A 19,802-nucleotide genomic window follows, 5' to 3' on the forward strand; every position below is an offset into this window, starting at 1 on the left:
CAACCCCAACAGCAAGGATAATAACAACAGATGTCGGGAATGTCTGGAGGATCGCGCAAAGCTGTTTTATTAGTTAATAAAAACAAACAATATTTTTAATAACCTTTATCGAGTCGAAATAATGCTATTTTCTCTGTCCGCTCCATATTAACAAAGAAAATACTAGTGTATTTTCAAGAAGATTTTATATAGGATGGTAATATAGAATATGAAGAGATTATATTTTTAATTTTTAATACTTTGCTTTACAGGGTGTATACATGAAATTAGAAGTTCTGTTAATGAAATTCTTTGCCCAAAAGAAATAGCAGATAAAGCGTTGTTTTTTGCTAAAAGATATAGAGATAGTCAAACGGAATATGAATTCGGAGGACAAGATGAATTGCGAGCAATAAAAATAGATTGCTCAGGTTTAATAGTCAATTGTTATCGTTATGCAGTACGTGAATATACCGAATATACATTGCCATTTTTTGACGCTTCCGTTAAAGATTTTTTTCTTAAATATTCAGTTATTACTAATAATCCTAATCCCGGCGATTTGATTTTTATGGGGGATGAAGATACGGATTTCCCAACACATTGCTTTCTATGTAAAAACAGTTGATGACAATATTTATTTTATTGACTCTACAAAGAAAGAAGCTATGGAAGGGCATCCGTCCATCAATGGGGTAACTGAAAGATTTTATAATAAAATGATAAAAGGTTTAAATCTTTGCGAAAATAAAATTATTAAAAATAGATAATGATGAAAAAATATTTAATCTTGATCTGTCCCATCCAAAATAAGCCCCATTATACATTTTATTCTTTCCAGCAAAATAAGAGGGCGCTCCCAATAAGACGATCCTGTTGGTGTAGTTTTTCCTAAAATTTTAAGTAAAATATAATAGCTTTGTAATATCGTCTTTTTCAATGTTTCTAGCTTTCTCATACGTCGATACATATTTTCGAAAATTTTTATCAAAATCAATCATTCCTTCTGTTTCATTTATATTTTCAACATTTATCTTATATTCCATAAAAGCCGTAGTTATATGATTTTCTTGAAAATATACATCTTTCTTAGGTTTTTTAGGTTCGGGTTTTATATCTCCACATTTACGCAATTCAGCAAGTTCTAATTTTGTCAGTTCGTGAGCAGCTTCTAAAAACATTCATATCACGTTTTAATTTAAAACAGTCTTGAATACGAGTAACAGGTACTTTTATATCAAGTGAATAGTTTACAAATATTGATGCATCAATTACAGGCAGTTTTTATCTCTTGAGGTGTAATATAATCTTCAGATTTACAGTATTTTTCCCTGTTTTCTGTGTCAAAAGAGTATCAAGATTTTTAAAAATATATCGTAGTATTTTGTTATATAATTTCTATTAGAAAATTCAAAAGTTTGTGCCATCTGCACTATATCTTTGCTGTCAGCGGAATATCAAAACTATAAGCCCCAAGTAAATATAAATTATGTGAAAAGATATATTCATATTCATTTTCCTGATTTAATGAATAGAAAAATCCCTCGCATACTCGCCTTTCCCTTTAATATGCTGGCAAGAATTATTGCATTGCCGGTATACGTTTGAAAAGACTTTTGTTTGTGTACTTTTCTTAATTTTAAAACAACAGTCATTGCTCTGTCAAAATCACCATCTAACAAATGGCGCTCAAGACCATAGTACAAGAGAAAAACATATCCTATATCTATATCAGCTATATATGGATTAGTTAAAAAATTTAAATACTTCCATCTTTGTTCAGGTGTTAATTCTGAATGAGGCATAATTGTATCTCGTGAGCCGTAACAGGGGAAATAATGCAATTTTTCAACACCTTCCGCATTTTCTGGTTTGTTTATGGGAAGTTTTGTAAAAATAACACTAGGTTCTATTGTTTCGTTATATTCATAAACAAAAGTAATACAGTCAACATTATATTCATATACCTTTTTAGGTTTTTGCGTATAATTTTTATATTTACCGTCTCCTATCCAGATAAGACCTTCTAAATCAGGATGGATTCTTTTAATAACTTCTTGACTGATCTCTACTGATGGTATTTCCCTTTGTTTTATTTCATCAAAAACATTTTCGTGTTGTTTTTGAGATACATTTTCTTGGGGAACTAAATTACTATTAGCTTTCTTTCGCTTAAATAAATCAAAAACAGACATATATATCCCTTTCTTTTTAAATCGGCTAAAACAAACAAAAGCTAAATAATTAAACATTTTTGTTTACCCGATTCGGCAACCCTGTTGTAGATGGTAGCCTATTCAGGCAGCTATTGTCCCAAGCCCTGTGTCGGCAAGGCGTATACGTTTAACGTGCTGATGCAGACAAGCTGCGGATAGGGCGGTGGTTTTAACTAAAACCTGATAGTAAGTAAGCAAAAGCGGAATTAGTATACTATAAGCGGCGTGAAAGGGCAACATGGGATGAATTGCCTTTCATGTTAAATCTAGCCGGAAACGGAATGATCGGCTTTTTTAGGAGGGGATGGGAACAGAAAAGATTGGCGAAGATATAAAACTATGATAAAATTATCTCCATAAACTTAAACTATTCGAGGAGTTTATGTTATGACTACTTATTTTACTACCAATGGCAGGGTTATTTCTGACCTTTTGGCTTCATATTCTAATACTTTTTTGGCATTTTTAGAGTTAGTCAATAACTCTATTCAAGCAAAGGCTACCAGAATAGATATAACAATAGATGAATATAAACTTGAGGAAGTCTCCGATACCGACTATCTCTATAACGATCGTTGACAACGGAGAGGGCGTGTGCTTTGATGATGTTGAACATAAGCTATTCGACATTGGTACTGTTTCTAAAGCAACCGGCAAGGGGATCGGACGATTTGCAGCCTTTCAGATTGGTAAAACAGTCTCAATCGAAACAGTCGGAGAAAAAAACGGCAAAAAAACAAAAACAGCCTTCACCTTGAATAGTAAAACAATCAGTACAAGTCATACAAAAGATTATCCTATCAATATAGATAATGAGCCTTCTACAAGCAACACGTACTATAAAGTTATTATACAAGATTTATATACCGCTGACGAAATTACAGAAAACCCAAAGAGGAAAATTTCAAAACAGTTATTATTAGAAAATATCCATAGGGAATTGTTTTTATGTTATTCCGACCTGATTTTACAATCAGCAATCCATATATTTGTTAATAACCGTGAAGTTTTAACAAAGGATTTTCTTATTGAACCGGCTGAGCACAAGACATTTATATGCAAAGTAGACGGGCATGATATAACAGGAGATTTAACCTTTATTCATTATATATCTAACAAACAAAAAATAAGAAGTATATATCGTACTGAAAACAACGGAATAAAATCGCAAATTTATACAGAATCTTTATCTCTTGATTTGCCTAACGATGACGGGTGGAATATATTAGTAGACGCTGATGTTCTTGACGCAACCACGGGATTGTTCCGCAACTTAGATACTGAACTTGACGAGGGCGCTAAAAATTTCAAGCAAAAAACAAATGAAGAGATAAGGCGCTATTTTATGGAGAAATTTCCTGACTATTATAATTTTTCAAAAAAACTTCAAAAAGACGCCTATTACCCGTATAGATCACAAGAGGCGCCTTCCCAAGCGCACGTTATTACATTTAATCAGATAGCGTATTATCTTGAAAATGAATATAAACTTTTAAGGAAGAATATTGATACAAGAAAAATCATTTATCCGCTGATAAACCTTACTATTGCTAATGGAGATTTACGGACTATTTTATCATATTTTACGAATTTAAATCCTGCAATAATAAAAAAATTTAAAGAATTGCTAGATACTGTTGATCTAGAAAATGTGATAGAGTTTTCAACAGACATTGCAAAAAAAACATCTTTCTTAGATTTCTTGAATACGATTATATATTCTGACATAAGCAAAAAGGTAAAAGAACGATCGGAATTACATAAAATTATTGAAAATAATCTATGGCTTTTTGGAGAGCAGTATGTCAATACACTGAAATTATTCTCCGACAAAAATTTGCAAAATAATTTACAAGAACTTCGTGCTGCTTATTTTTCATACGAGCCTACAATAAGTGATGAGAATCTCATTGAATGCGCAGATGCTAAAATTAAAGATATAACCGATTTGTTTTTCTTTAATGAAAATATAATCAATGACACGCAAAGGGAAATAATGATAGTGGAGTTAAAAGCTCCATGCTGCGCCATTGGACAAAAAGAGTTAAATCAAGTAGATCGATATTTATATGATATTGAACAAAAAGGGTGTTTCGCGAAAAACTTAAATTATAAAATAATTTTAGTAAGTTCAGAGTTAAGAAATTTTGCAAAATCAAAAGTTGGGCAATTTGACAAAGCAGATAAACACTTATATACAAGATCACAAAATGCTAACATATCAATTTATGTGTATCAATGGTCAGATATAATAGCAGAAAATAGGAGAAGATTATCATTTTTAGGGAATGCCCTTAAAGTCAAAGATACTAATATTCAAAAATTTATTAAAGAGAAATATCCAGATTACGGGATAAAAAAAGCAGTTTTATTGGATGAGTAATTCATCATATCCATAGTATCGACAGAGTATTTAAAGAATCCCTCCCTTGTTGCCGAAAATGGCCATAAGCAGAAATCTTATCAGTTGAGGAGGTATCTTTTTATGAAAAGCCTAGGACAGCCGTGGTGTATCTTTCCGCGAAATAAAGCCAATGGGATTCTCTATTTCCAATTAAAAGATAAAGAAACCGGCGAATATATGACCGCAAAAAGTACCGGCACGAAGGATAGAAATGAAGCGATCCGTTTTGCCAGTCGGTGCTGGGCAGAATATGACCGTACCGGTACAGTCCGGTATAGTACCGGCAATAACATTGCAGCAACGGATGAAGGGACTCATGTTATCAACGCAGACATAAAGGCGTATACTCAAACGGCCATTGATACGATTGTGCAAGGCGTACAGGGCGCTGTTTGTCATAACAATTCCGTACAGCCATACTCTGTATCAGCCGCAGAATACGAAGATGCTCCGGAAGAGATTAAACCACTTTTAGATCGACTATCAACGCTTACCTTTATGAGTATATCCTCCTTTACTGGAACTATGATGAAAGTCCGTTCATTAAGGGCAAGATACGGACAGGCGCAACTCCGCCAAATCCTGAGCGATTTTACCATCATACAACATGTATTAAAAAGTATGAAAAGTATTTTCCTTCTTGCTTGCTTACCGAAATAACCGGCACGAAAATCGATACAATGCTCGGTGCAATTAAGGGGGCAGGTAAGCTGAAAGAAAGTACCATGCACAAATACTACTCTATCTGTATTCAAGCCCTTCGTTTTGCGTATCGCAATAACCTTCTTGCGCGAGATATTTCACAGCAGATAACGAGAGAATCAAAGGCAACGCGGAAAAAAGCTAAAAAAGAAGCGGAAAAGGCTACTTTTACAAAAGAGGAAATCCGGCAACTTTTCAATGGCGAGCATAATCCGTTCGGCTCTCAAATAAATTGGCTTATCAATGAAGTGCTGTTTAAAACCGGTTGCCGCATTGGAGAAATACAAGCCCTTCAGATGCAAGATTTTATCAAAAATTCAGACGGATATGCGCTCAAGGTTGACAAGAACTATTGCAGAACCGGCAAGCGGCTTAAATGTACAAAAACAGAACGCAGCGACATTGTTCCCCTTTCCGCCGACCTTGCAGAAAAATTGCTCGCACATCTTGAAAGCAACCCGTCTCAAGATGATCCGGAGGCATTTATATTTAGCTCCCGACGAGATGCACATAAACCGTTCTGCTATGAAAGTTTTAACGATGATTTTAATAGAACAATGAGACGATTAGGGATGAAGCGAACGAATTTGACAATACACAGCTATAGGCATACGTTTGCTACCTTTTTACGGCTTGCCGGATTTTCAGAAGAAGAGCTCAAATTTTTAACACGACACGACTGCATAGCTGAGGTGCGGCATTATGCCGACCACTATACGCCTGAAATGGAGCAACTCAAATACAAGGCAGTTAGCGCACTCGATAAAATTATAGAGTAAAGCTGGTACGAAATAGCTATCTTAAAGACATTTTTTTTCACACTTTTTGAATGGCACTTTATACGCCTGACAGGAAAGCTGTATACAAATGACTCGCAAAAACACGCTAAAAATCCTAAAAATCGAAAAAAAATAATCGAAAACAAACACAAAAAAAATAAAAACATGCTTGACAAGAATACGTTCATAGCTTAATATGAAAATAGTTAGAGCTACACAGTTTTTTTGACAGATAAAGTGTAAGATAACTAATTAAAAATATGTACTAAGAACGCCATAAAATAAGCGTTTTACCCTATCTTTTAGTGTTTTTTCCTGATACAGAGTTATTCTTGGGCGACGAGTTTGCCGCAAGGCAAACTCGCTGCTGCTGACAGGATGTCAGCGGTTCTTCACAGTATCGAGTTTCTCATTAGAAAAACTCGCAGCTCAAGAATGTACCTCCTGTACATTCTTGAGCTGCGAGTTCGCAATGTGAACTCGCTATTGCGTGGAACCACGGACATCCCTGTCCGTTCTGATACGTTGAGGATTTTCAGAAGCGGCATGGATGCCGCTGGTTTAAACAGAAGCGATGTTTCGGCTCCGACCGAAACTCGCCGTCAAAAGCGTACACGGAAGTACGCTTTTGACAGTCGACGCAGTAGATGCACCATATATTTTCAAAAGAGAGGAGGTAAGAAATATCTTAATAGCCGAATATGATTACGATACCGATATTGCAGTACAGAGACAGGAAAGTTTAATGCTTGGGATACAACAAGGAGAAGCTCGCTGTTCCCGCCAAAAAGCGCTTGAAACGGCAAAGACAATGCTGACTATGCACTATCCGTTTGAGGATATTTGTAAGATTTCAGGACTTTCGCCGGAGGAAGTACGGTCGATTAGTAATTTGTAATGCAGGTATTAGGCAGGAAAACTGCGAAAAAGTAGCTGCCTTTTAAGGCCTGTCCAGCCTCTCTTTTTCTGCGTGGGAGTAAAAAAACAGCCCGGTGCGTTTACCCTGTCTTAACCCTACAAGACAATTCTATCATTCTCCTGCCGTTTTACCTTGCCGTTTTTTTCCAGAACATTGAGTAGGGGGATGACATATTTGCGCGAAAGATTTGTCGCGGTACGGGCATCTGCAATGGTGATGATGTCGCCTGCTTTTTTCCCTTTTAAGATAGCGGCAATCGCTTTGTCGTATATCTCACGGTGGTAGTGCAAAAAGTTTTCCAATACAACGAGTTTGCCGAGCTTTACCAAATCGCGGGCGTCTTTCCGCACCTGCGGCAGCTGGATTTTATCTATTTCGATACCGTCAAACCCTGCTTTAAGCGCCAACTGTAACAGCTGCTGTGCCGTTTTCGACAAGGTATCTCCGCTGCCTGCCAGCTTGTACACACTGCCTTCATTGATCAGTTTGTTTTCCGCACACAGTTTTTTCAGGATTTCCTGCCGCACCTTTACCGGCACAGCCGTATCGATTTCCTCTGCCGTAAAACCTGCCTGACTTTTCTTTGCGGTCTCTAAAATCTTTGCTTCCCATTCGGCGAGCTTCTTGGTAAAGATGAGCTGTTTGCCGCAGGCCGTAACGTCTTTTGCGTCAGCCGAAAGCTCCTTAGGTTCCGCGCGGTCTTTTTCTATAAAGCCGGTGATAAAAGCCGCAGCTTTTCCACGACGGTAATTCCCGTCCGGCATACACCGAAAAGAACTGTTTAAAGACAGCCGCGCGGTAGGAGTCAAAGGCCGCAAGTATTCTGCATGAGGCGAGAATGGAACTTCCCCCATGCCTGATAAGGACGGCCGGTTGGTTCCAGCGTCCGGCGATAGGTTCCTGCAAGGACACCCGCGCCAGCGTAGGATCGATTTTGTTAAAGTGAATCGCGCCGATGGCATTGGTACTGCCGGTGGCAAGTTCCAGTTCGATATGATTTTTCATACCGGCGCCGGTTTCCTGTTTGTTAAAATATTCATCGACGCGGACGAGCAATTCGGAGCCTTGCAGCACGGGACTTTCGCCAATGCCTGCAAGCAGCATCCCGCGTTCTACCTTTTCCTTTTCGGATATTTTCAGGTTGAGCGCCGTCCGCATTCCCGATTCGGAAGAAGATACGTCGGCGTGGTGATTTTGGATGTTTTTAATCTTGCACTCGGTTCCGCCGGGATAGAGTGCAAGCTGATCGCCGACGGCAATGCTTTTACCGCGGAGCGTACCGGTTACCGTGATGCCGATTCCTTTCAGCGTAAAGGCGCGGTCGATATACAGGAACGGCTTATCCAATGGAGCGGTACGGACGGCGCTCAATAATTCCGTAATTTTTTTCTTGAGTTCGTCGATACCCGCGCCGGTATGTGCGGAAACAGCCACCGAGGGTAATTCCCGTCCGAGGATTTCGCGGCAATGTCGGTTTGCATCTTCCCGTATCAGCTCGATCATATCGGGATCGGCCAAGTCGGATTTGGTTATGACCAACAGGATGGAGTTGATATGCATCGCTTTAAGTACCCGCAGGTGATCCGACGACATCTGCATCCATCCGTCGTCTGCTGCGACAATCAGCATTGCTGCGTCAAGTCCCCACGTGCCTGCCACCATGTTACGGATAAACCGTTCGTGTCCGGGAACATCGACGATGCCGACCGTTCCGTGTACGGGATCTTCCAAGGCGGCAAAACCTAGCTCAATAGTCATACCCCGCTTCTTTTCTTCGGGGATGTGGCTGGTTTCCACTCCGGTTAAGCATTTTACCAATGCGGTTTTGCCGTGATCGACGTGTCCGGCGGTTCCTAAAATATATGCCATAGTCAACGTACCTCTATAATTTTTTAGAGATTTCCTGTAATTCTTGGATAAGATATGCATCATCGGCAGGGTTTACGGCGGCAAGGTGTAGCAGCAGCCTGTCCTCCGAAATAATAGCGATAATCGGAATGCTGCAAAACCGCAGCGCTGTCTTTACCGCTTCCGGTTTATGCGTGTGCAGCATAATTGCCCATGACGGGAAGGCTTCGTCGGTGCTGCCGCCGCCGAGCGAGAAAGGGTAGGGACAACATGCGGTTCCGGGCGGCAGTTTTCACAAGTTTTCGCTCCGTTTTTATCACGGCAGGGTCAAGCAGCAACGCTTCGGCCGCGGCGCTCTTTCCGTTATTCAGGTAGTGCACGAGGGTCTCTTCCATTAGAGCGGCAACGGCGCGGTACCCGATAGGTGCGCATCAGCGGATGGCGGGCAATGAGCGCGATTAAATCTTTTGCCGGTAATCCATCCGCACTGAGGGCCGCCGAATACCTTATCTCCCGAAAAACAAACGAGGTCGGCGCCTTCTTTTAATAAGGCCGGTACGGTCGGCTCGTCTTGTAGGCTAAGCGAAATAACGCCTGACCCTTGATCCACCGCAAGAATAATCTCAGGCGGTAAGGCCTGGCGGATGGCGCTCAGGGAGGGCTGCTCCGTAAAGCCGCGGATCTTATAGTTTGAGGTATGCACCCATAGCACCATTGCCGTCTGTTCGGTAACGGCGGCGGTAATGTCTTCAAGGGTGGTGATGTTGGTAGTGCCGACTTCTACGAGCGTACAGCCTGCCTCCCGCAGAATATCGGGGATGCGGAAGCCGCCGCCTATTTGCACCTGCTGGCCGCGCGCAACGATAACCTCTTTCCCGCTTGCAAGCGCTTTAAGTAACAGAAACACGGCGGCGGCGTTGTTGTTCAGCATCAGCGCCGCTTCCGCACGGACAAGCGTACTCATCGCTTCGACGGCAAAGGGGAACCGCTGCCCCCGTTTGCCGTCCTCCAAATCCATCTCGATAGCCGAGTATGATTGGGCGGCTTCCTTTGCCGCATCCCAAATACCGTGCGGAAGCGGGCTTCGTCCGAGGTTGGTGTGCAGGATAATGCCCGTCGCGTTGATAATCTTCGAAATCCGTTTCCGTATATGCTTCGTGCACCGCTGCCGGATGTCCGCTATACACGCATCAAAAGACGGAACGGCGGCTCCTTTTAAAGCCTCAGCCCGTATCTGCTTGATATACTCCGATACGATAGAGGCTACAATCGGTCTGCCGAGCTTTTCGATGCAGTCGGAAAGATCATGATGTGACAGAAGTTTTTCGACTTGCGGTATCTGTGCCAGTGAACCGTGCATGGCGGTTACTCCTTTTTTTCGTTTGTGATGGTGAGCGCCGACACCCATTTTGTCCGTAGAATCAGGATGATTGCAATCAGTGCAGTCGCCATATTTGAAAAGAGGTTTCCCCAAAAGATTGCGTAGTATTGTAGGATGTGTTCCGTCGCCAGTACAAAGATGTAACGCAGCAGCCATATACGGAGCACACCGAGCACAAGCGGCATCTTCGTTTTGCCGAGCCCGATAAACGCACCCTGAATGGTCATACAAATACCGAAGCCGATAATCGAATAGGTGTAGATGTTGAGCGCGTTGTTTGCAATACCGATAATTTCCGGCTCCCGCCTGAATAAGACGGTCAGATAAGGCGAAAGCGGAATCATAATCGAAATCATTATAATAGCGATGATGATACTGGTGATGCAGCCGAGAAGACAATCCCGCTTTGCCTTTTGCGGGTATCCTGCACCGATGTGCATACTGACCATCGTCGTAATTGCCGCGCTAAAAGCCGCAGGCAGGTTGAAGCACAGCGCATTGATATTGCTTGCGATTCCTGTGCCGCGACCACAATAGCTCCGTATTTTCAATCTCTTTATTGATAAGGAAAAGCCTAAGTATAAAAAAGAATAGTTGAACATTGCCGGAAACCCGACTTTCAGAACCTCTTTGATGATTTTTGAATCGAACTTGAAGTTTTTAACATCGAGTTTGTCCGGGCTGTTGTGGATGAATAATTCGTATACCATCCAGATTGTAATGCATACGTTTGCCAAAAGCGAGGCCAGTACGCAGCCGATAATTTCGAGCCGCAACATATAGAGAAAGAGAAAATTCCCGACAACCTTTAAGATAAAGAGAATAGTCATTCGGGTAAAAGCCGCTTCGGGTTTCCCGTTTGCGTTTTTGATACCGTTATACACGGCCTCTAAAAAGCTGAACGGTAAGACGATGCTGTACCACGAAATATATTGGCGGACATACGGAGCAATATCGCTCTGTAATCCCCGCGAAACCGTGATACTGATGATAAGGAGCAGCGGCGCACTGATGATTCCGAGCATGACCGCAAACAAAATATTTGCGCAGCAATCCTTTTTCCTTCTGCGATTGCGCCTTTTCCATTCAGCTGACCGATAATTGCCATTGCGGCTACGCTTAACCCCTGCGACAGTCCTAACACCATCGAGATAATCGGCTGAGAAAAAGTTACCGCCCCCGTTACGGCATAACCGGTCAGGTTATTGATAAAAAGCCCGTCGGTAAACGGCATCATCGCCTGCACGGTATTCATCAGTAACGAGGGAGAGAGAGGATAAGCAATGTCTTGACGGGGTTTGCGGTAAGGATGAGTTCGCGCCGCGCTTCCGTGGATTGCTTCAGGAATGTCTTCATACGGCAGAAAGCCTATATGCCGCTATTCCACGGAAATAACCGAAGCAGTCCGGCCATCGGCCATGTAAACGTGCTTGTGGTTTGTCGTATCGGGAATTTGCTTGCCATCTGTAAAGTAAGCGTAATACCAAACGCCATTCGGTAGCGGAAGGTATAATTCGTATCGACCGGGCATCACTTCTTCTAAGTTGTACATAAAGGGATCCCAGTTATTGAACGTGCCCGCAAGGTATATCCGTTTGCCCGATTCTCCTTGATAGACAAAACGAGTTCTGCCGTTGTTTTCAACAGCGGTTTTGTATTCTTTTTGATACGGAATCTTTAAAACCGAAAGAGACATCCCGGCGGAATAGTCGAATATTTCATCGGGATTGAGCGGGTCTGTAGACCAGAGACCGTTAATAACCAGCCGATAGCGCAGCTCTCTCATTTCTTCAGGTATCTGCATGATATAGAAGAGGATTGATTTTTTAGTTTCGGTACTATCATCGCTTCGATACAAGCGCTGGAAAGAATGAATCGATTGAAAGTTTTCATGTTCAAAGGCGATACCGACATGGCGTGCGGATCCTGCTGCCGTAAAAATGATATATTTTCCGGTGATAAGCGGCGCACCCGTCCGTGCAATTGTTTCAACAAGTTCGCCGTAGGTGTATGTGTCGATGGCAGGTTGTTCCGCCGCTTGCGCCGCGATCAGTATACACAAGAAAAAAAAGACCGCCACGGTTTTTTGCCGTATTGCATTGCGCATGATGTCCTCCCCGAATATTTTAACCGGTTGTTATCTTTTAATAATAACATACTTCCATTTAATAAGCATCGGAAAATAAACCGAAAACTTTAAATTTGGATCATTTTATCCTCAGGAACCTGTTCAAAGTAGGTATGCAGTACGCGCTCCATTTCTTCTTGGCTCTGTGCCCGCAGCAGTCGTGTTCTGCAATAGTGTGCAAACGAAAAATTGTCGCAATAAAACTGAAAGAACCGCTGCGCCCGTGTAAGGAAGAATTCCGGCGGCTGTTCGGTTTCAAGGTATTGCAAAAACGATAACGCCGTTTGTTCAAGGTCGATACGGTACGGTGCAAAATTCGACGCACCATCACTCACTGTATCGGCGGCGCGGGCTTCGTCCGTTTCGGCCGCATGGGTTACGCCTGATCTCGATTCGCTGCCGTGCTTGCGGCGTATTGCTTCAAAAACCCACGGCATTTGTACCGCAGCGCGCCCGATCATCCACCCCGCGCAAGGATAGTGCTGCGCGGCGGTTTGCAGTTTCTCTGCCGAATTGATGTCTCCGTTGCCGTATACCGGGATAGGCAAATCCTTTGCGAGCGCAGCCGTGTATTCGTGGAGAGCCGGACGCGCATAGCTTTGCCGCTGCAGGCGCGGGTGGATTGTGATAAGCTGCACGCCTTCATCAATCAGCATCGTACAAAAGCGTAAAAGATACGCATAGTCGGCGGCCGCACCGAGCCTCAGCTTTACGCTCAGTCTAAACGATCTGCCTTGTTCCGTAGAATATGCCTCAAGCGCTTGTTTAACCGAGCGCACCGCCTCGGCTGTCGTGTTAAGTGGCTTGAGCATCCAAGCAACGCCCGCCCCTGTTCGTACAATCGGCGGAGCGGAACAGCCCATATTCAAGTCAACACCGATGCCGCCGTGCTGCAGTACAACCGGTATCGCCTGTGCGAATGCTTCCGCCTTAGGCGAAGTGAGCTGCCACACCAGCTTTTCCGGTACGGGATTTGCCCGCAAGTACCACTGCTCAAACGGCCCGCCTGCAAGCAGCGACGGCGCATGAATCATCTCGGTAAAATATTCGTCGGGATCGCCGAAAGTATGGATAAGCATCCTCAATCCCGAATGGCTGATATTTGCCAGCGGCGCCAGTATGAGCTTCATCGCCGCTCACTGTAACAAAAACTCCGTGATTTTGCAATGTGTGGAATTCCGCACATTTTCTTCTAGCACACGGACAAACACGCTGCTGCATGGAACCACGGACATCCCTGTCCGTTCTGATACGTTGAGTATTTTCAGCAGCGGCGCGCAGTATATACCCTTTCCGTAAGCCTTTTGAAATAGACTGTTAAGCAGTTGTACATCCGTGTACAACTGCTTAACGACGAGATTTGTGTACAACACAAATCTCGCTACTGCTTATAACCACGGACATCCCTGTCCGTTCTGATACGTTGAGTATTTTCAGCAGCGGCGCGCAGTATATACCCTTTCCGTAAGCCTTTTGAAATAGACGGCGTAGATACAAGGCGCGAGCGAAAATTAACCGCAGGCGTATCTTTGATACGTTGAGGATTAATTTTCGCGCAGCAACGCAGTAGATGCGTCGTATATTTCAAAAGGTCTTGACTTTATTTATAATCTTAGATATAGTACATCACTGTTACAAATGCGGCGGTGGTGGAATTGGTAGACACGTCAGCTTGAGGTGCTGATGCCGCGAGGTGTGCTGGTTCAAGTCCAGTTCGCCGCATGAAGGCTTCTTTTGGATTTCAAAAGAAGCCTTTTTTATGCACGAGGAATATCAGTTTCCGGAATTTTGTTTTGAAGCTGTCGTTTTTGTGCCTTTTTCTGTAAAGCTGATCGAAGTCTTTGCCGCTCCTCCCGAAAAGATGATACGGCGCTTTGCTTTCGCGCTGCCGTATTCTCCCGGGCTTTTGGTAAGCTCATTACCGGCAATGGTGAGCGCCCCTCCGTTTTGGACGTAATCGATATGATATTCGGCCTCTTCCGAAGGGAAGGTTATGGCGGCGGTTGCATCGGTTACGGTGAAAGCGCAGGATTTTACAATTTGCGTTTTATCATAGGATAGCGATCCCCGCGCAAGATTGATTACGGCATTTTTAAAGACACATTCGGACGTTGTTACCGAGCCCATATTCAGCATTGCAAGAATATGTACCGCCTGAATTCCTTCGAGTCGGATATCCGCCCTGCTTATCCGTATGCTGCAATTTTCAAGCAACATCTTTTTCGGTATAAAGACATACAGCGTGCCCTGTGAAGGAGTCATTTGACGTATCCGCAGTGTTTTTTGCGTTTCTATGCAGGAAAGTTTTTTGCCTTCCGCAAGTTCAAATCGGTACGCGATGCGTTCTTCATCAAACGCTTCGGCAATCAAATGTACCTGAGAAAGCTCAATATCGAGGCCGTTGGTTTTCGGCCGCGCGTAGGTAAGCTCCTCGCCGAAAGCGGCTAATGCGGATAACAAGAATACAACTGCAAGCAAAATCTTTTTTTTCATCATCTCTCTATCATCATTATGAAGGGTTTTGTTCATTCCAGTAGTAAGTATCGGGGTACTGACGTTCGCCGAATACCGCCGTACCGATGCGCAGCATTGTCGAACCTTCTTCAATGGCGATTTCCAGGTCGCCCGACATCCCCATCGAAAGAATATCCGTAGAAATATTGGGAAGTGCCAGTGCCGCAACGCGCTTTTGTACCTGTTTAAGGCAGCGGAAGCATGCCCGAACCTTGTCTTCTTCTCCGGAGAATAATCCGATGGTCATAAACCCACGGATAGTGACATGGGGCAGGGTAGCGATGGCTTTTACCAAAGTCTCCGCTTCTCCCGGCGCACAGCCGAATTTGCTTTCCTCCGCTGAGGTGTTTACCTGCACTAAGATGTCGAGGTTACGGCCTTCCTGTGCAAGCCGCTGTTCCAGTTTTTGCGCCGTATCGAGGTTATCGATTGATTGGATACATTGCGCATACTGGATCACCTCTTTAATCTTATTCGATTGCAAATGCCCGATAAAATGCGCCGTATGCGGCACTGCGGATAGCGCCTCGTATTTATCGCGCAGCTCCTGTACCTTGTTTTCGCCGATTAAAGTGCAGCCGCAGGCAAAAGCCTGTAGAATCCGCTCCGGCTCGACGGTTTTAGTTGCAAGCAGCAGCTGAACTTCTTTGGGATTGCGCCCGGCTCTTTTACAGGCAGCCTTAATCCGTTCCTTAATATGCAGGATGTTTTTTTGAATAATGTGTTCCATAAAAATGTGTTGTGATGCTCCTGATGCCCTAAAGGCAACCTGTCCGACACGCCAGTTATCGAACAGATCCAGTATATAATCCCTTTGGTATTTATGCAAGGATTGCAGGAAATCTGTCTGTTTGATGTTAACATTTGATGCTAACAAAACCCTTGACTATTTTCAGGTTCACGTATAATATTGTATATCTTTTTGTAATGTAATTTATGAATATGGAGGTTACCTTATGGCAGTGCCAAGAGCTAAAACATCAAAAGCACGCACACGCCGCCGCCGAGGAATCAATATGCGGTTAAATGCGCCTCATCTTGTGGAGTGTGCAAATTGTGGAAATTTAATTTTATCTCACCACGTATGTTCCAAATGCGGTTTCTATCGCGGACATCAAGTTGTTGATCCCGATACATTAAATTAAGAGAGGTTTTTCTTTATGGACGAATTGTTTGCTCAAATTCAAAAGCTGATTGCAGAAAAATTGGAAATCGATGCAGATAAAATTACACTCGATTCTTCTTTCCGACAAGATCTCGGCGCAGATAGCCTTGATACCTATGAACTGGTATATGCAATCGAAGAGGAGATGGGAATCAAGATACCCGACGGGAAAGTAAGTGAATTCGAAACCGTGAGGGATGCGTACGATTTTATTAAATCTCAGTCGAAATAATCCGGCAAAGGATGTGGTTCTTGTTTCCTTTTAAACATGGTTTAGAAAAACAGCGGAAGCAAGAACTGCTTGCTTTTCAAAAAAAAGCAGGATGCAAATTTAAAAATATTAGTTTACTGGATATAGCCTTCCATCATCGCTCGTTCTCTAATGAACATAGCGATTCTCCTATTAATAATGAGCGGCTTGAATTTTTGGGCGATTCCGTACTTGGTATGATTGTTGCAACGGAGCTGTATCTTGCTCATCCCGATAAACCTGAAGGGGATCTTGCAAAAATTAAAGCTGCGGTCGTTTCCGAAGACTCTCTTTTTCCTATTGCACTGAATCTCAATATCGATACATATCTAATGCTGGGGCATGGTGAAGAAGTGTCGGGCGGAAGAAAAAAGAAAGCCCTGCTCGCCGATGCGGTGGAAGCTCTTATCGGTGCACTCTATTTAGATTCGGGCTTCAAGGTCGCTCAACAGTTTGTATTGAAAATTATTGAACCGCAGCTGCAGTTGGTGGAACAAAATAAACATCGATATAGAGATTATAAATCTTTGCTGCAAGAATACGTGCAAAAAAAATACCGCATTATCCCTAAATATGTGCTGGTAGAGACATCGGGGCCGGATCACGATAGGGTTTTTCAAGTAAAGGTTGTCATCAAAGAGAGGGAATATAATCCTGCTTTAGGAAAAAGTAAAAAAGAAGCGGAACAGGCGGCTGCAGAGGTTGCCTGGAAAGCCTTGTGCCTGTAAATAAGGGGGAAAAATATGTTTTCGTTTGTAAAAAAAGATTCTGAAGCCGGAAAGGATACAGTAGTACCTATAACAAGCGGTATCGTACTCCAGATAAAGAAGTAGAAGCTTTGATGTCCGCTGCAGAAGATATCGCGTTAAATATCAGAAGCAGGATAACCGGTGCGTCACAAGTACTTTTTAAAAACCTCAAACAAGAACATCAATTTGAAGCGTTCACCGATAGTATCCATTCAATCCTGGATTCCATTATGTCGATTCAGGAGCAGTTGCAAGAAGTGCATAGCTGTACTACTGCGCTGGAAGATACGGCTGGAAAAGCAAGTTCTTCGGTAGAGCAAATAACCGATTCGGTAAATCGCGTTGCAAACATCGTTACCGATAGAATTTCGGTTACTTCTCAGTTAACGGATGCCGTTGCGAAAGGCTCATTAAAGGTAAAAGACTTATTTGCGGTTATCGACAGCCTTAATCAAAACATTGATGCGGTTAAAGATATTATCGGATCGATAAATGATGTCAGCGCTCAGACGAACCTACTTGCGATGAACGCTGCCATAGAGTCGGCACATGCAGGGAAGGCTGGCCTCGGCTTTGCAGTTGTTGCCGGTGAAATTAGAAAGCTTTCTGAAGCGACGGCGCTCAATGCTGCCGATGCTTCTAAGACCCTCAAAAATATGGTCGAAGCACTTGAGGTCGCGCGGGATACCGCCGACGAAACGCGTACTGCGATGACACTTATCGGTAATTCGGTAAATGAGACGACTGCGTCTTTTGTAGAAATTTCTTCCGAAATGAATATGCTTGCGGGAACGAGCACATCGGTACGCGACGCTGTTATGCTGGTGCCGGAGTCTGCGGCAGACTTGAATAATCGTGCGGATACCGCTATTGAATATATCAATAAAATAGCTGATCAAGCGGATAAAGGGAAAAATATGTTGTTTACTTTGCAGACAACTGCGAATGAAGTAAGCGATTTAATGAGTAGTGCCCTGTTTAATATGAACAATATTATTGATAGTACCGTTGTGGTCGATGCTGCAGTAGAAAAAGGTATTGATCTGGTAAACGGAAAGACAGTAGCGGATGAGTATGCTATGCCATTTGCGCGCATTGTATTGAAACATCTCGGTTGGGTTACTAAGGTGCGTGCCTTGATCGATGGGCGGCTTGATGTAAACACAATAGAATTGGGTGATCATAAAAAATGTGATTTAGGGCGATGGATTGAAAAAGAAGCTCCGCTGTATGAAGGTTTAATGCAGCATCCCGAGTTTAAAAAGCTTATGGTACAGCATGAGCAGCTCCATAACGAGACGAAAGCCATTGTCGGCCAGCTTAAAACGTCATCGAGAACTGAATTGGAAGCTTCTTATTCAAAATTGTTGGATTATTCCGCATCGGTTATCGAAAGTTTGAGTATATTGCGTCAATTTATCGAAAGCAAAAACCATACGAAAAAATAATCAAAACTTAGACCAAGGGTGCTGTCCAAAAATTGCGGTTTTTGAACAGACCCGCCGCTAATATCTTCGCAAGATGTGCCGGTTTTATAGTTCGGCAAGCGGAATAGTGTACACACTGGAGCAATTCCGGCAGACAATCTCAAGCGGGTCGTCTGCGGTCTCTTTTAAGTTTTCCAGTTCCGCTTGCGGCAATTTCCGCATCGCTTCCAGATAATACTCCTTTGAGCATGGACAATCAAAGGTAATGTTCCGTGCTGCAACCGCTTGAGGGTTAAACTCCCGCAGTAGACCGAAGATGATATCTTCGCAGTTGCCGCCTTCAGCAAACCAATCACCGAGCGGGGGACAGGCGGTAAAAGCCCGTTCCATATTGGTGACGGCATCTTCAATTTCTTCTTCCGTTTTCGATTGCCTGCCTCGGCGTGTTCCCCCTGCTGCGGGCATCCGCTGGATAAAAAAGCCGCCGGCACCGACGACTCTACCGATACTGTCAAACCTGATACTTGTATTAAAAGCGGTATAGAGCTGTTCCGATTGCTGAAAATACCATGCAAGGTCTTTTGCAATATTCCGATACTTGATTTCGACGATGCTTCGCTGCGGCTCCCGCCCCGCTGCATGATCCGCTTCCGGAAAACGGGTAACGGAGAGTGTACCGTTACCGAAGAACGGAGCAAGATCCCAACTTTCAAGCGGGGCATCAATCGGGATGGGGTTTTGCAAAAGGTAGCCGCGCACAAAGCCCCGTGAATCTGCCTCTACGGAAAAACCGGTTGCGGGGCCGTCCGTTTCATAGCGCAGTTGGAGCGTTTCGCGTCCTTTCATCGTTTGAATCATCAGTGCGGCACAGAGGCCTGCCTGCCCGAGGACAAGGGTTTCGAGGATTCCAAGCCGGTGCTGTGCGCGTATTCGGTTTACGAACCGCGTACCGTGGAAAAGTCCTCCGCGGAAAAGGCCGTCGTCGGCAGTAAAGATATGGAGTTCATCTTTTTCAAGTTTATCAAGGTGCTGTTGCAGCGCCGTATCTTCAATAGGTGCGTATATCATACTCGTATGTTAATAAAATGAACTATTAAAAACAAGGGGCGGCAGGGTAAACGCATCAGGCCGTTTTTTACCGACCCCGCAGAAAAATTGATACTATTCGACCAGAGTTGAACCTCTGCGCGGTTCAAATGGTCTCACAGTCTCAATTTTTCCGCGGTTTTTATCTACTCTACCTGATGCGTTTACCCGCCTGTTGAAAAAACATGCGAAATTTTAAGCAAAAATTTCGCATGGAAGAAAGCAACCGCTAAAATATTTTTAATGCGGTTGCCC

The 19,802-nt window shown here is 43.4% G+C and carries 23 protein-coding genes, 1 tRNA gene and 1 pseudogene; 11 read left to right on the top strand and 14 right to left on the bottom strand.

The genetic code is table 11. The features are described from left to right. Positions 1-319: 319 nt before the first annotated feature. Positions 320-607: an NlpC/P60 family protein gene (locus tag GWP43_RS05075; protein ID WP_162663201.1), complete on the top strand. Its 288-nt coding sequence runs from the start codon at positions 320-322 to the stop codon at positions 605-607. Between the two features lie 271 nt (positions 608-878). Here the strand turns inward: GWP43_RS05075 and GWP43_RS05080 are convergent, their stop codons facing one another. Both GWP43_RS05080 and GWP43_RS05085 read right to left on the bottom strand, forming a co-directional pair. Then, positions 879-1,160 (bottom strand): hypothetical protein, encoded by a 282-nt coding sequence (locus tag GWP43_RS05080; RefSeq protein WP_162663203.1) that lies wholly within the window; start codon positions 1,158-1,160, stop codon positions 879-881. A gap of 330 nt (positions 1,161-1,490) precedes the next feature. Continuing rightward, entirely contained in the window at positions 1,491-2,174 is a 684-nt protein-coding gene (locus GWP43_RS05085; RefSeq protein ID WP_162663205.1) for a TerB N-terminal domain-containing protein, read from the bottom strand. 408 nt (positions 2,175-2,582) lie between these two features. On the opposite strand from GWP43_RS05085, the gene GWP43_RS05090 reads away from it, so the two are divergent. The 5 genes from GWP43_RS05090 (at position 2,583) to GWP43_RS05110 (ending at position 6,978) form a co-directional block, all read left to right on the top strand. Then, positions 2,583-2,774: a hypothetical protein gene (locus tag GWP43_RS05090; RefSeq protein ID WP_162661907.1), complete on the top strand. Its 192-nt coding sequence runs from the start codon at positions 2,583-2,585 to the stop codon at positions 2,772-2,774. Continuing rightward, complete coding sequence (locus GWP43_RS05095) at positions 2,719-4,578, top strand: ATP-binding protein (RefSeq protein WP_162663206.1); 1,860 nt, start codon at positions 2,719-2,721, stop codon at positions 4,576-4,578. Before GWP43_RS05090 ends, GWP43_RS05095 begins: the two co-directional genes overlap by 56 nt. A 102-nt stretch (positions 4,579-4,680) precedes the next feature. Beyond that, complete coding sequence (locus GWP43_RS14680; protein WP_162663208.1) at positions 4,681-5,259, top strand: hypothetical protein; 579 nt, start codon at positions 4,681-4,683, stop codon at positions 5,257-5,259. Next, a complete protein-coding gene (locus GWP43_RS14685) occupies positions 5,244-6,080 on the top strand; it encodes a tyrosine-type recombinase/integrase (RefSeq protein ID WP_162663210.1) in 837 nt (278 codons plus the stop codon). The genes GWP43_RS14680 and GWP43_RS14685 overlap by 16 nt, the downstream gene beginning before the upstream one ends. Before the next feature lie 574 nt (positions 6,081-6,654). Further along, a complete protein-coding gene (locus GWP43_RS05110) occupies positions 6,655-6,978 on the top strand; it encodes a hypothetical protein (RefSeq protein ID WP_230978071.1) in 324 nt (107 codons plus the stop codon). A gap of 116 nt (positions 6,979-7,094) precedes the next feature. On the opposite strand, the gene GWP43_RS14690 is transcribed toward GWP43_RS05110, so the two are convergent. The 9 genes and pseudogenes from GWP43_RS14690 to GWP43_RS05135 all read right to left on the bottom strand — a co-directional run bounded on the left by GWP43_RS14690 (position 7,095) and on the right by GWP43_RS05135 (position 13,486). After that, positions 7,095-7,763, bottom strand: coding sequence for a SelB domain-containing protein (locus GWP43_RS14690; protein WP_230978072.1), 669 nt, complete (start codon positions 7,761-7,763; stop codon positions 7,095-7,097). Continuing rightward, complete coding sequence (gene selB / locus GWP43_RS05115; RefSeq protein ID WP_230978073.1) at positions 7,684-8,868, bottom strand: selenocysteine-specific translation elongation factor; 1,185 nt, start codon at positions 8,866-8,868, stop codon at positions 7,684-7,686. Before selB ends, GWP43_RS14690 begins: the two co-directional genes overlap by 80 nt. Positions 8,869-8,881: 13 nt before the next feature. Further along, positions 8,882-9,052, bottom strand: coding sequence for a hypothetical protein (locus tag GWP43_RS14695; protein ID WP_230978074.1), 171 nt, complete (start codon positions 9,050-9,052; stop codon positions 8,882-8,884). Further along, complete coding sequence (locus GWP43_RS14700; protein ID WP_230978075.1) at positions 9,036-9,242, bottom strand: hypothetical protein; 207 nt, start codon at positions 9,240-9,242, stop codon at positions 9,036-9,038. Before GWP43_RS14700 ends, GWP43_RS14695 begins: the two co-directional genes overlap by 17 nt. Further along, a complete protein-coding gene (gene selA, locus GWP43_RS05120) occupies positions 9,242-10,207 on the bottom strand; it encodes an L-seryl-tRNA(Sec) selenium transferase (RefSeq protein ID WP_230978076.1) in 966 nt (321 codons plus the stop codon). The genes GWP43_RS14700 and selA overlap by 1 nt, the downstream gene beginning before the upstream one ends. A gap of 5 nt (positions 10,208-10,212) precedes the next feature. Then, positions 10,213-11,253 (bottom strand): MATE family efflux transporter, encoded by a 1,041-nt coding sequence (locus tag GWP43_RS05125; RefSeq protein WP_230978077.1) that lies wholly within the window; start codon positions 11,251-11,253, stop codon positions 10,213-10,215. A 65-nt stretch (positions 11,254-11,318) separates the two neighbouring features. Further along, positions 11,319-11,483 (bottom strand): annotated as a pseudogene (locus GWP43_RS15605) (MATE family efflux transporter); the annotation flags it as partial. 123 nt (positions 11,484-11,606) lie between these two features. Beyond that, positions 11,607-12,335 carry a glycogen-binding domain-containing protein gene (locus tag GWP43_RS05130; protein ID WP_162663212.1) on the bottom strand — a complete coding sequence of 243 codons (729 nt, stop codon included), beginning with the start codon at positions 12,333-12,335 and terminating at the stop codon, positions 11,607-11,609. Between the two features lie 89 nt (positions 12,336-12,424). Then, complete coding sequence (locus GWP43_RS05135; protein ID WP_162663214.1) at positions 12,425-13,486, bottom strand: tRNA-dihydrouridine synthase family protein; 1,062 nt, start codon at positions 13,484-13,486, stop codon at positions 12,425-12,427. Positions 13,487-13,996: 510 nt separating this feature from the next. On the opposite strand from GWP43_RS05135, the gene GWP43_RS05140 reads away from it, so the two are divergent. After that, positions 13,997-14,078 (top strand) — tRNA-Leu (locus GWP43_RS05140). Positions 14,079-14,129: 51 nt separating this feature from the next. Here GWP43_RS05140 and GWP43_RS05145 read toward each other — a convergent pair. Beyond that, a complete protein-coding gene (locus GWP43_RS05145) occupies positions 14,130-14,852 on the bottom strand; it encodes a DUF4097 family beta strand repeat-containing protein (protein WP_162663215.1) in 723 nt (240 codons plus the stop codon). Positions 14,853-14,865: 13 nt separating this feature from the next. After that, a complete protein-coding gene (locus GWP43_RS05150) occupies positions 14,866-15,600 on the bottom strand; it encodes a YggS family pyridoxal phosphate-dependent enzyme (RefSeq protein ID WP_162663217.1) in 735 nt (244 codons plus the stop codon). 226 nt (positions 15,601-15,826) lie between these two features. Between GWP43_RS05150 and rpmF the strand changes: the two genes are divergently transcribed. The 4 genes from rpmF to GWP43_RS05170 all read left to right on the top strand — a co-directional run bounded on the left by rpmF (position 15,827) and on the right by GWP43_RS05170 (position 18,482). Continuing rightward, entirely contained in the window at positions 15,827-16,015 is a 189-nt protein-coding gene (gene rpmF, locus GWP43_RS05155; RefSeq protein WP_016522149.1) for a 50S ribosomal protein L32, read from the top strand. A gap of 15 nt (positions 16,016-16,030) precedes the next feature. Continuing rightward, entirely contained in the window at positions 16,031-16,267 is a 237-nt protein-coding gene (gene acpP, locus GWP43_RS05160; protein ID WP_006189366.1) for an acyl carrier protein, read from the top strand. A gap of 20 nt (positions 16,268-16,287) precedes the next feature. Next, complete coding sequence (gene rnc / locus GWP43_RS05165; protein WP_162663219.1) at positions 16,288-17,013, top strand: ribonuclease III; 726 nt, start codon at positions 16,288-16,290, stop codon at positions 17,011-17,013. Positions 17,014-17,126: 113 nt separating this feature from the next. Then, a complete protein-coding gene (locus GWP43_RS05170) occupies positions 17,127-18,482 on the top strand; it encodes a methyl-accepting chemotaxis protein (RefSeq protein WP_230978078.1) in 1,356 nt (451 codons plus the stop codon). Between the two features lie 84 nt (positions 18,483-18,566). On the opposite strand, the gene GWP43_RS05175 is transcribed toward GWP43_RS05170, so the two are convergent. Then, the gene (locus GWP43_RS05175; RefSeq protein ID WP_162663220.1) at positions 18,567-19,529 is read right to left on the bottom strand and encodes an Hsp33 family molecular chaperone HslO; all 963 of its coding nucleotides are present in this window, start codon (positions 19,527-19,529) and stop codon (positions 18,567-18,569) included. Positions 19,530-19,802 lie beyond the last annotated feature (273 nt).

Origin of the sequence: Treponema vincentii (assembly GCF_010365865.1) — a bacterium.
Taxonomy (GTDB): domain Bacteria; phylum Spirochaetota; class Spirochaetia; order Treponematales; family Treponemataceae; genus Treponema.

What these genes read in the sequence shown, in the direction of transcription:
- GWP43_RS05080 (WP_162663203.1), bottom strand. Translation starts at nt 1,160, where the DNA reads ATGTTTTTAGAAGCTGCTCACGAACTGACAAAATTAGAACTTGCTGAA.
- GWP43_RS05085 (WP_162663205.1), bottom strand. Translation starts at nt 2,174, where the DNA reads ATGTCTGTTTTTGATTTATTTAAGCGAAAGAAAGCTAATAGTAATTTA.
- GWP43_RS05090 (WP_162661907.1), top strand. Translation starts at nt 2,583, where the DNA reads ATGACTACTTATTTTACTACCAATGGCAGGGTTATTTCTGACCTTTTG.
- GWP43_RS05095 (WP_162663206.1), top strand. Translation starts at nt 2,719, where the DNA reads ATGAATATAAACTTGAGGAAGTCTCCGATACCGACTATCTCTATAACG.
- GWP43_RS14680 (WP_162663208.1), top strand. Translation starts at nt 4,681, where the DNA reads ATGAAAAGCCTAGGACAGCCGTGGTGTATCTTTCCGCGAAATAAAGCC.
- GWP43_RS05110 (WP_230978071.1), top strand. Translation starts at nt 6,655, where the DNA reads ATGTTTCGGCTCCGACCGAAACTCGCCGTCAAAAGCGTACACGGAAGT.
- GWP43_RS14690 (WP_230978072.1), bottom strand. Translation starts at nt 7,763, where the DNA reads ATGCCGGACGGGAATTACCGTCGTGGAAAAGCTGCGGCTTTTATCACC.
- selB (WP_230978073.1), bottom strand. Translation starts at nt 8,868, where the DNA reads ATGGCATATATTTTAGGAACCGCCGGACACGTCGATCACGGCAAAACC.
- GWP43_RS14695 (WP_230978074.1), bottom strand. Translation starts at nt 9,052, where the DNA reads ATGCTGCACACGCATAAACCGGAAGCGGTAAAGACAGCGCTGCGGTTT.
- GWP43_RS14700 (WP_230978075.1), bottom strand. Translation starts at nt 9,242, where the DNA reads ATGGAAGAGACCCTCGTGCACTACCTGAATAACGGAAAGAGCGCCGCG.
- selA (WP_230978076.1), bottom strand. Translation starts at nt 10,207, where the DNA reads ATGCACGGTTCACTGGCACAGATACCGCAAGTCGAAAAACTTCTGTCA.
- GWP43_RS05125 (WP_230978077.1), bottom strand. Translation starts at nt 11,253, where the DNA reads ATGCTCGGAATCATCAGTGCGCCGCTGCTCCTTATCATCAGTATCACG.
- GWP43_RS05130 (WP_162663212.1), bottom strand. Translation starts at nt 12,335, where the DNA reads ATGCGCAATGCAATACGGCAAAAAACCGTGGCGGTCTTTTTTTTCTTG.
- GWP43_RS05135 (WP_162663214.1), bottom strand. Translation starts at nt 13,486, where the DNA reads ATGAAGCTCATACTGGCGCCGCTGGCAAATATCAGCCATTCGGGATTG.
- GWP43_RS05145 (WP_162663215.1), bottom strand. Translation starts at nt 14,852, where the DNA reads ATGATGAAAAAAAAGATTTTGCTTGCAGTTGTATTCTTGTTATCCGCA.
- GWP43_RS05150 (WP_162663217.1), bottom strand. Translation starts at nt 15,600, where the DNA reads ATGGAACACATTATTCAAAAAAACATCCTGCATATTAAGGAACGGATT.
- rpmF (WP_016522149.1), top strand. Translation starts at nt 15,827, where the DNA reads ATGGCAGTGCCAAGAGCTAAAACATCAAAAGCACGCACACGCCGCCGC.
- acpP (WP_006189366.1), top strand. Translation starts at nt 16,031, where the DNA reads ATGGACGAATTGTTTGCTCAAATTCAAAAGCTGATTGCAGAAAAATTG.
- GWP43_RS05170 (WP_230978078.1), top strand. Translation starts at nt 17,127, where the DNA reads ATGTCCGCTGCAGAAGATATCGCGTTAAATATCAGAAGCAGGATAACC.
- GWP43_RS05175 (WP_162663220.1), bottom strand. Translation starts at nt 19,529, where the DNA reads ATGATATACGCACCTATTGAAGATACGGCGCTGCAACAGCACCTTGAT.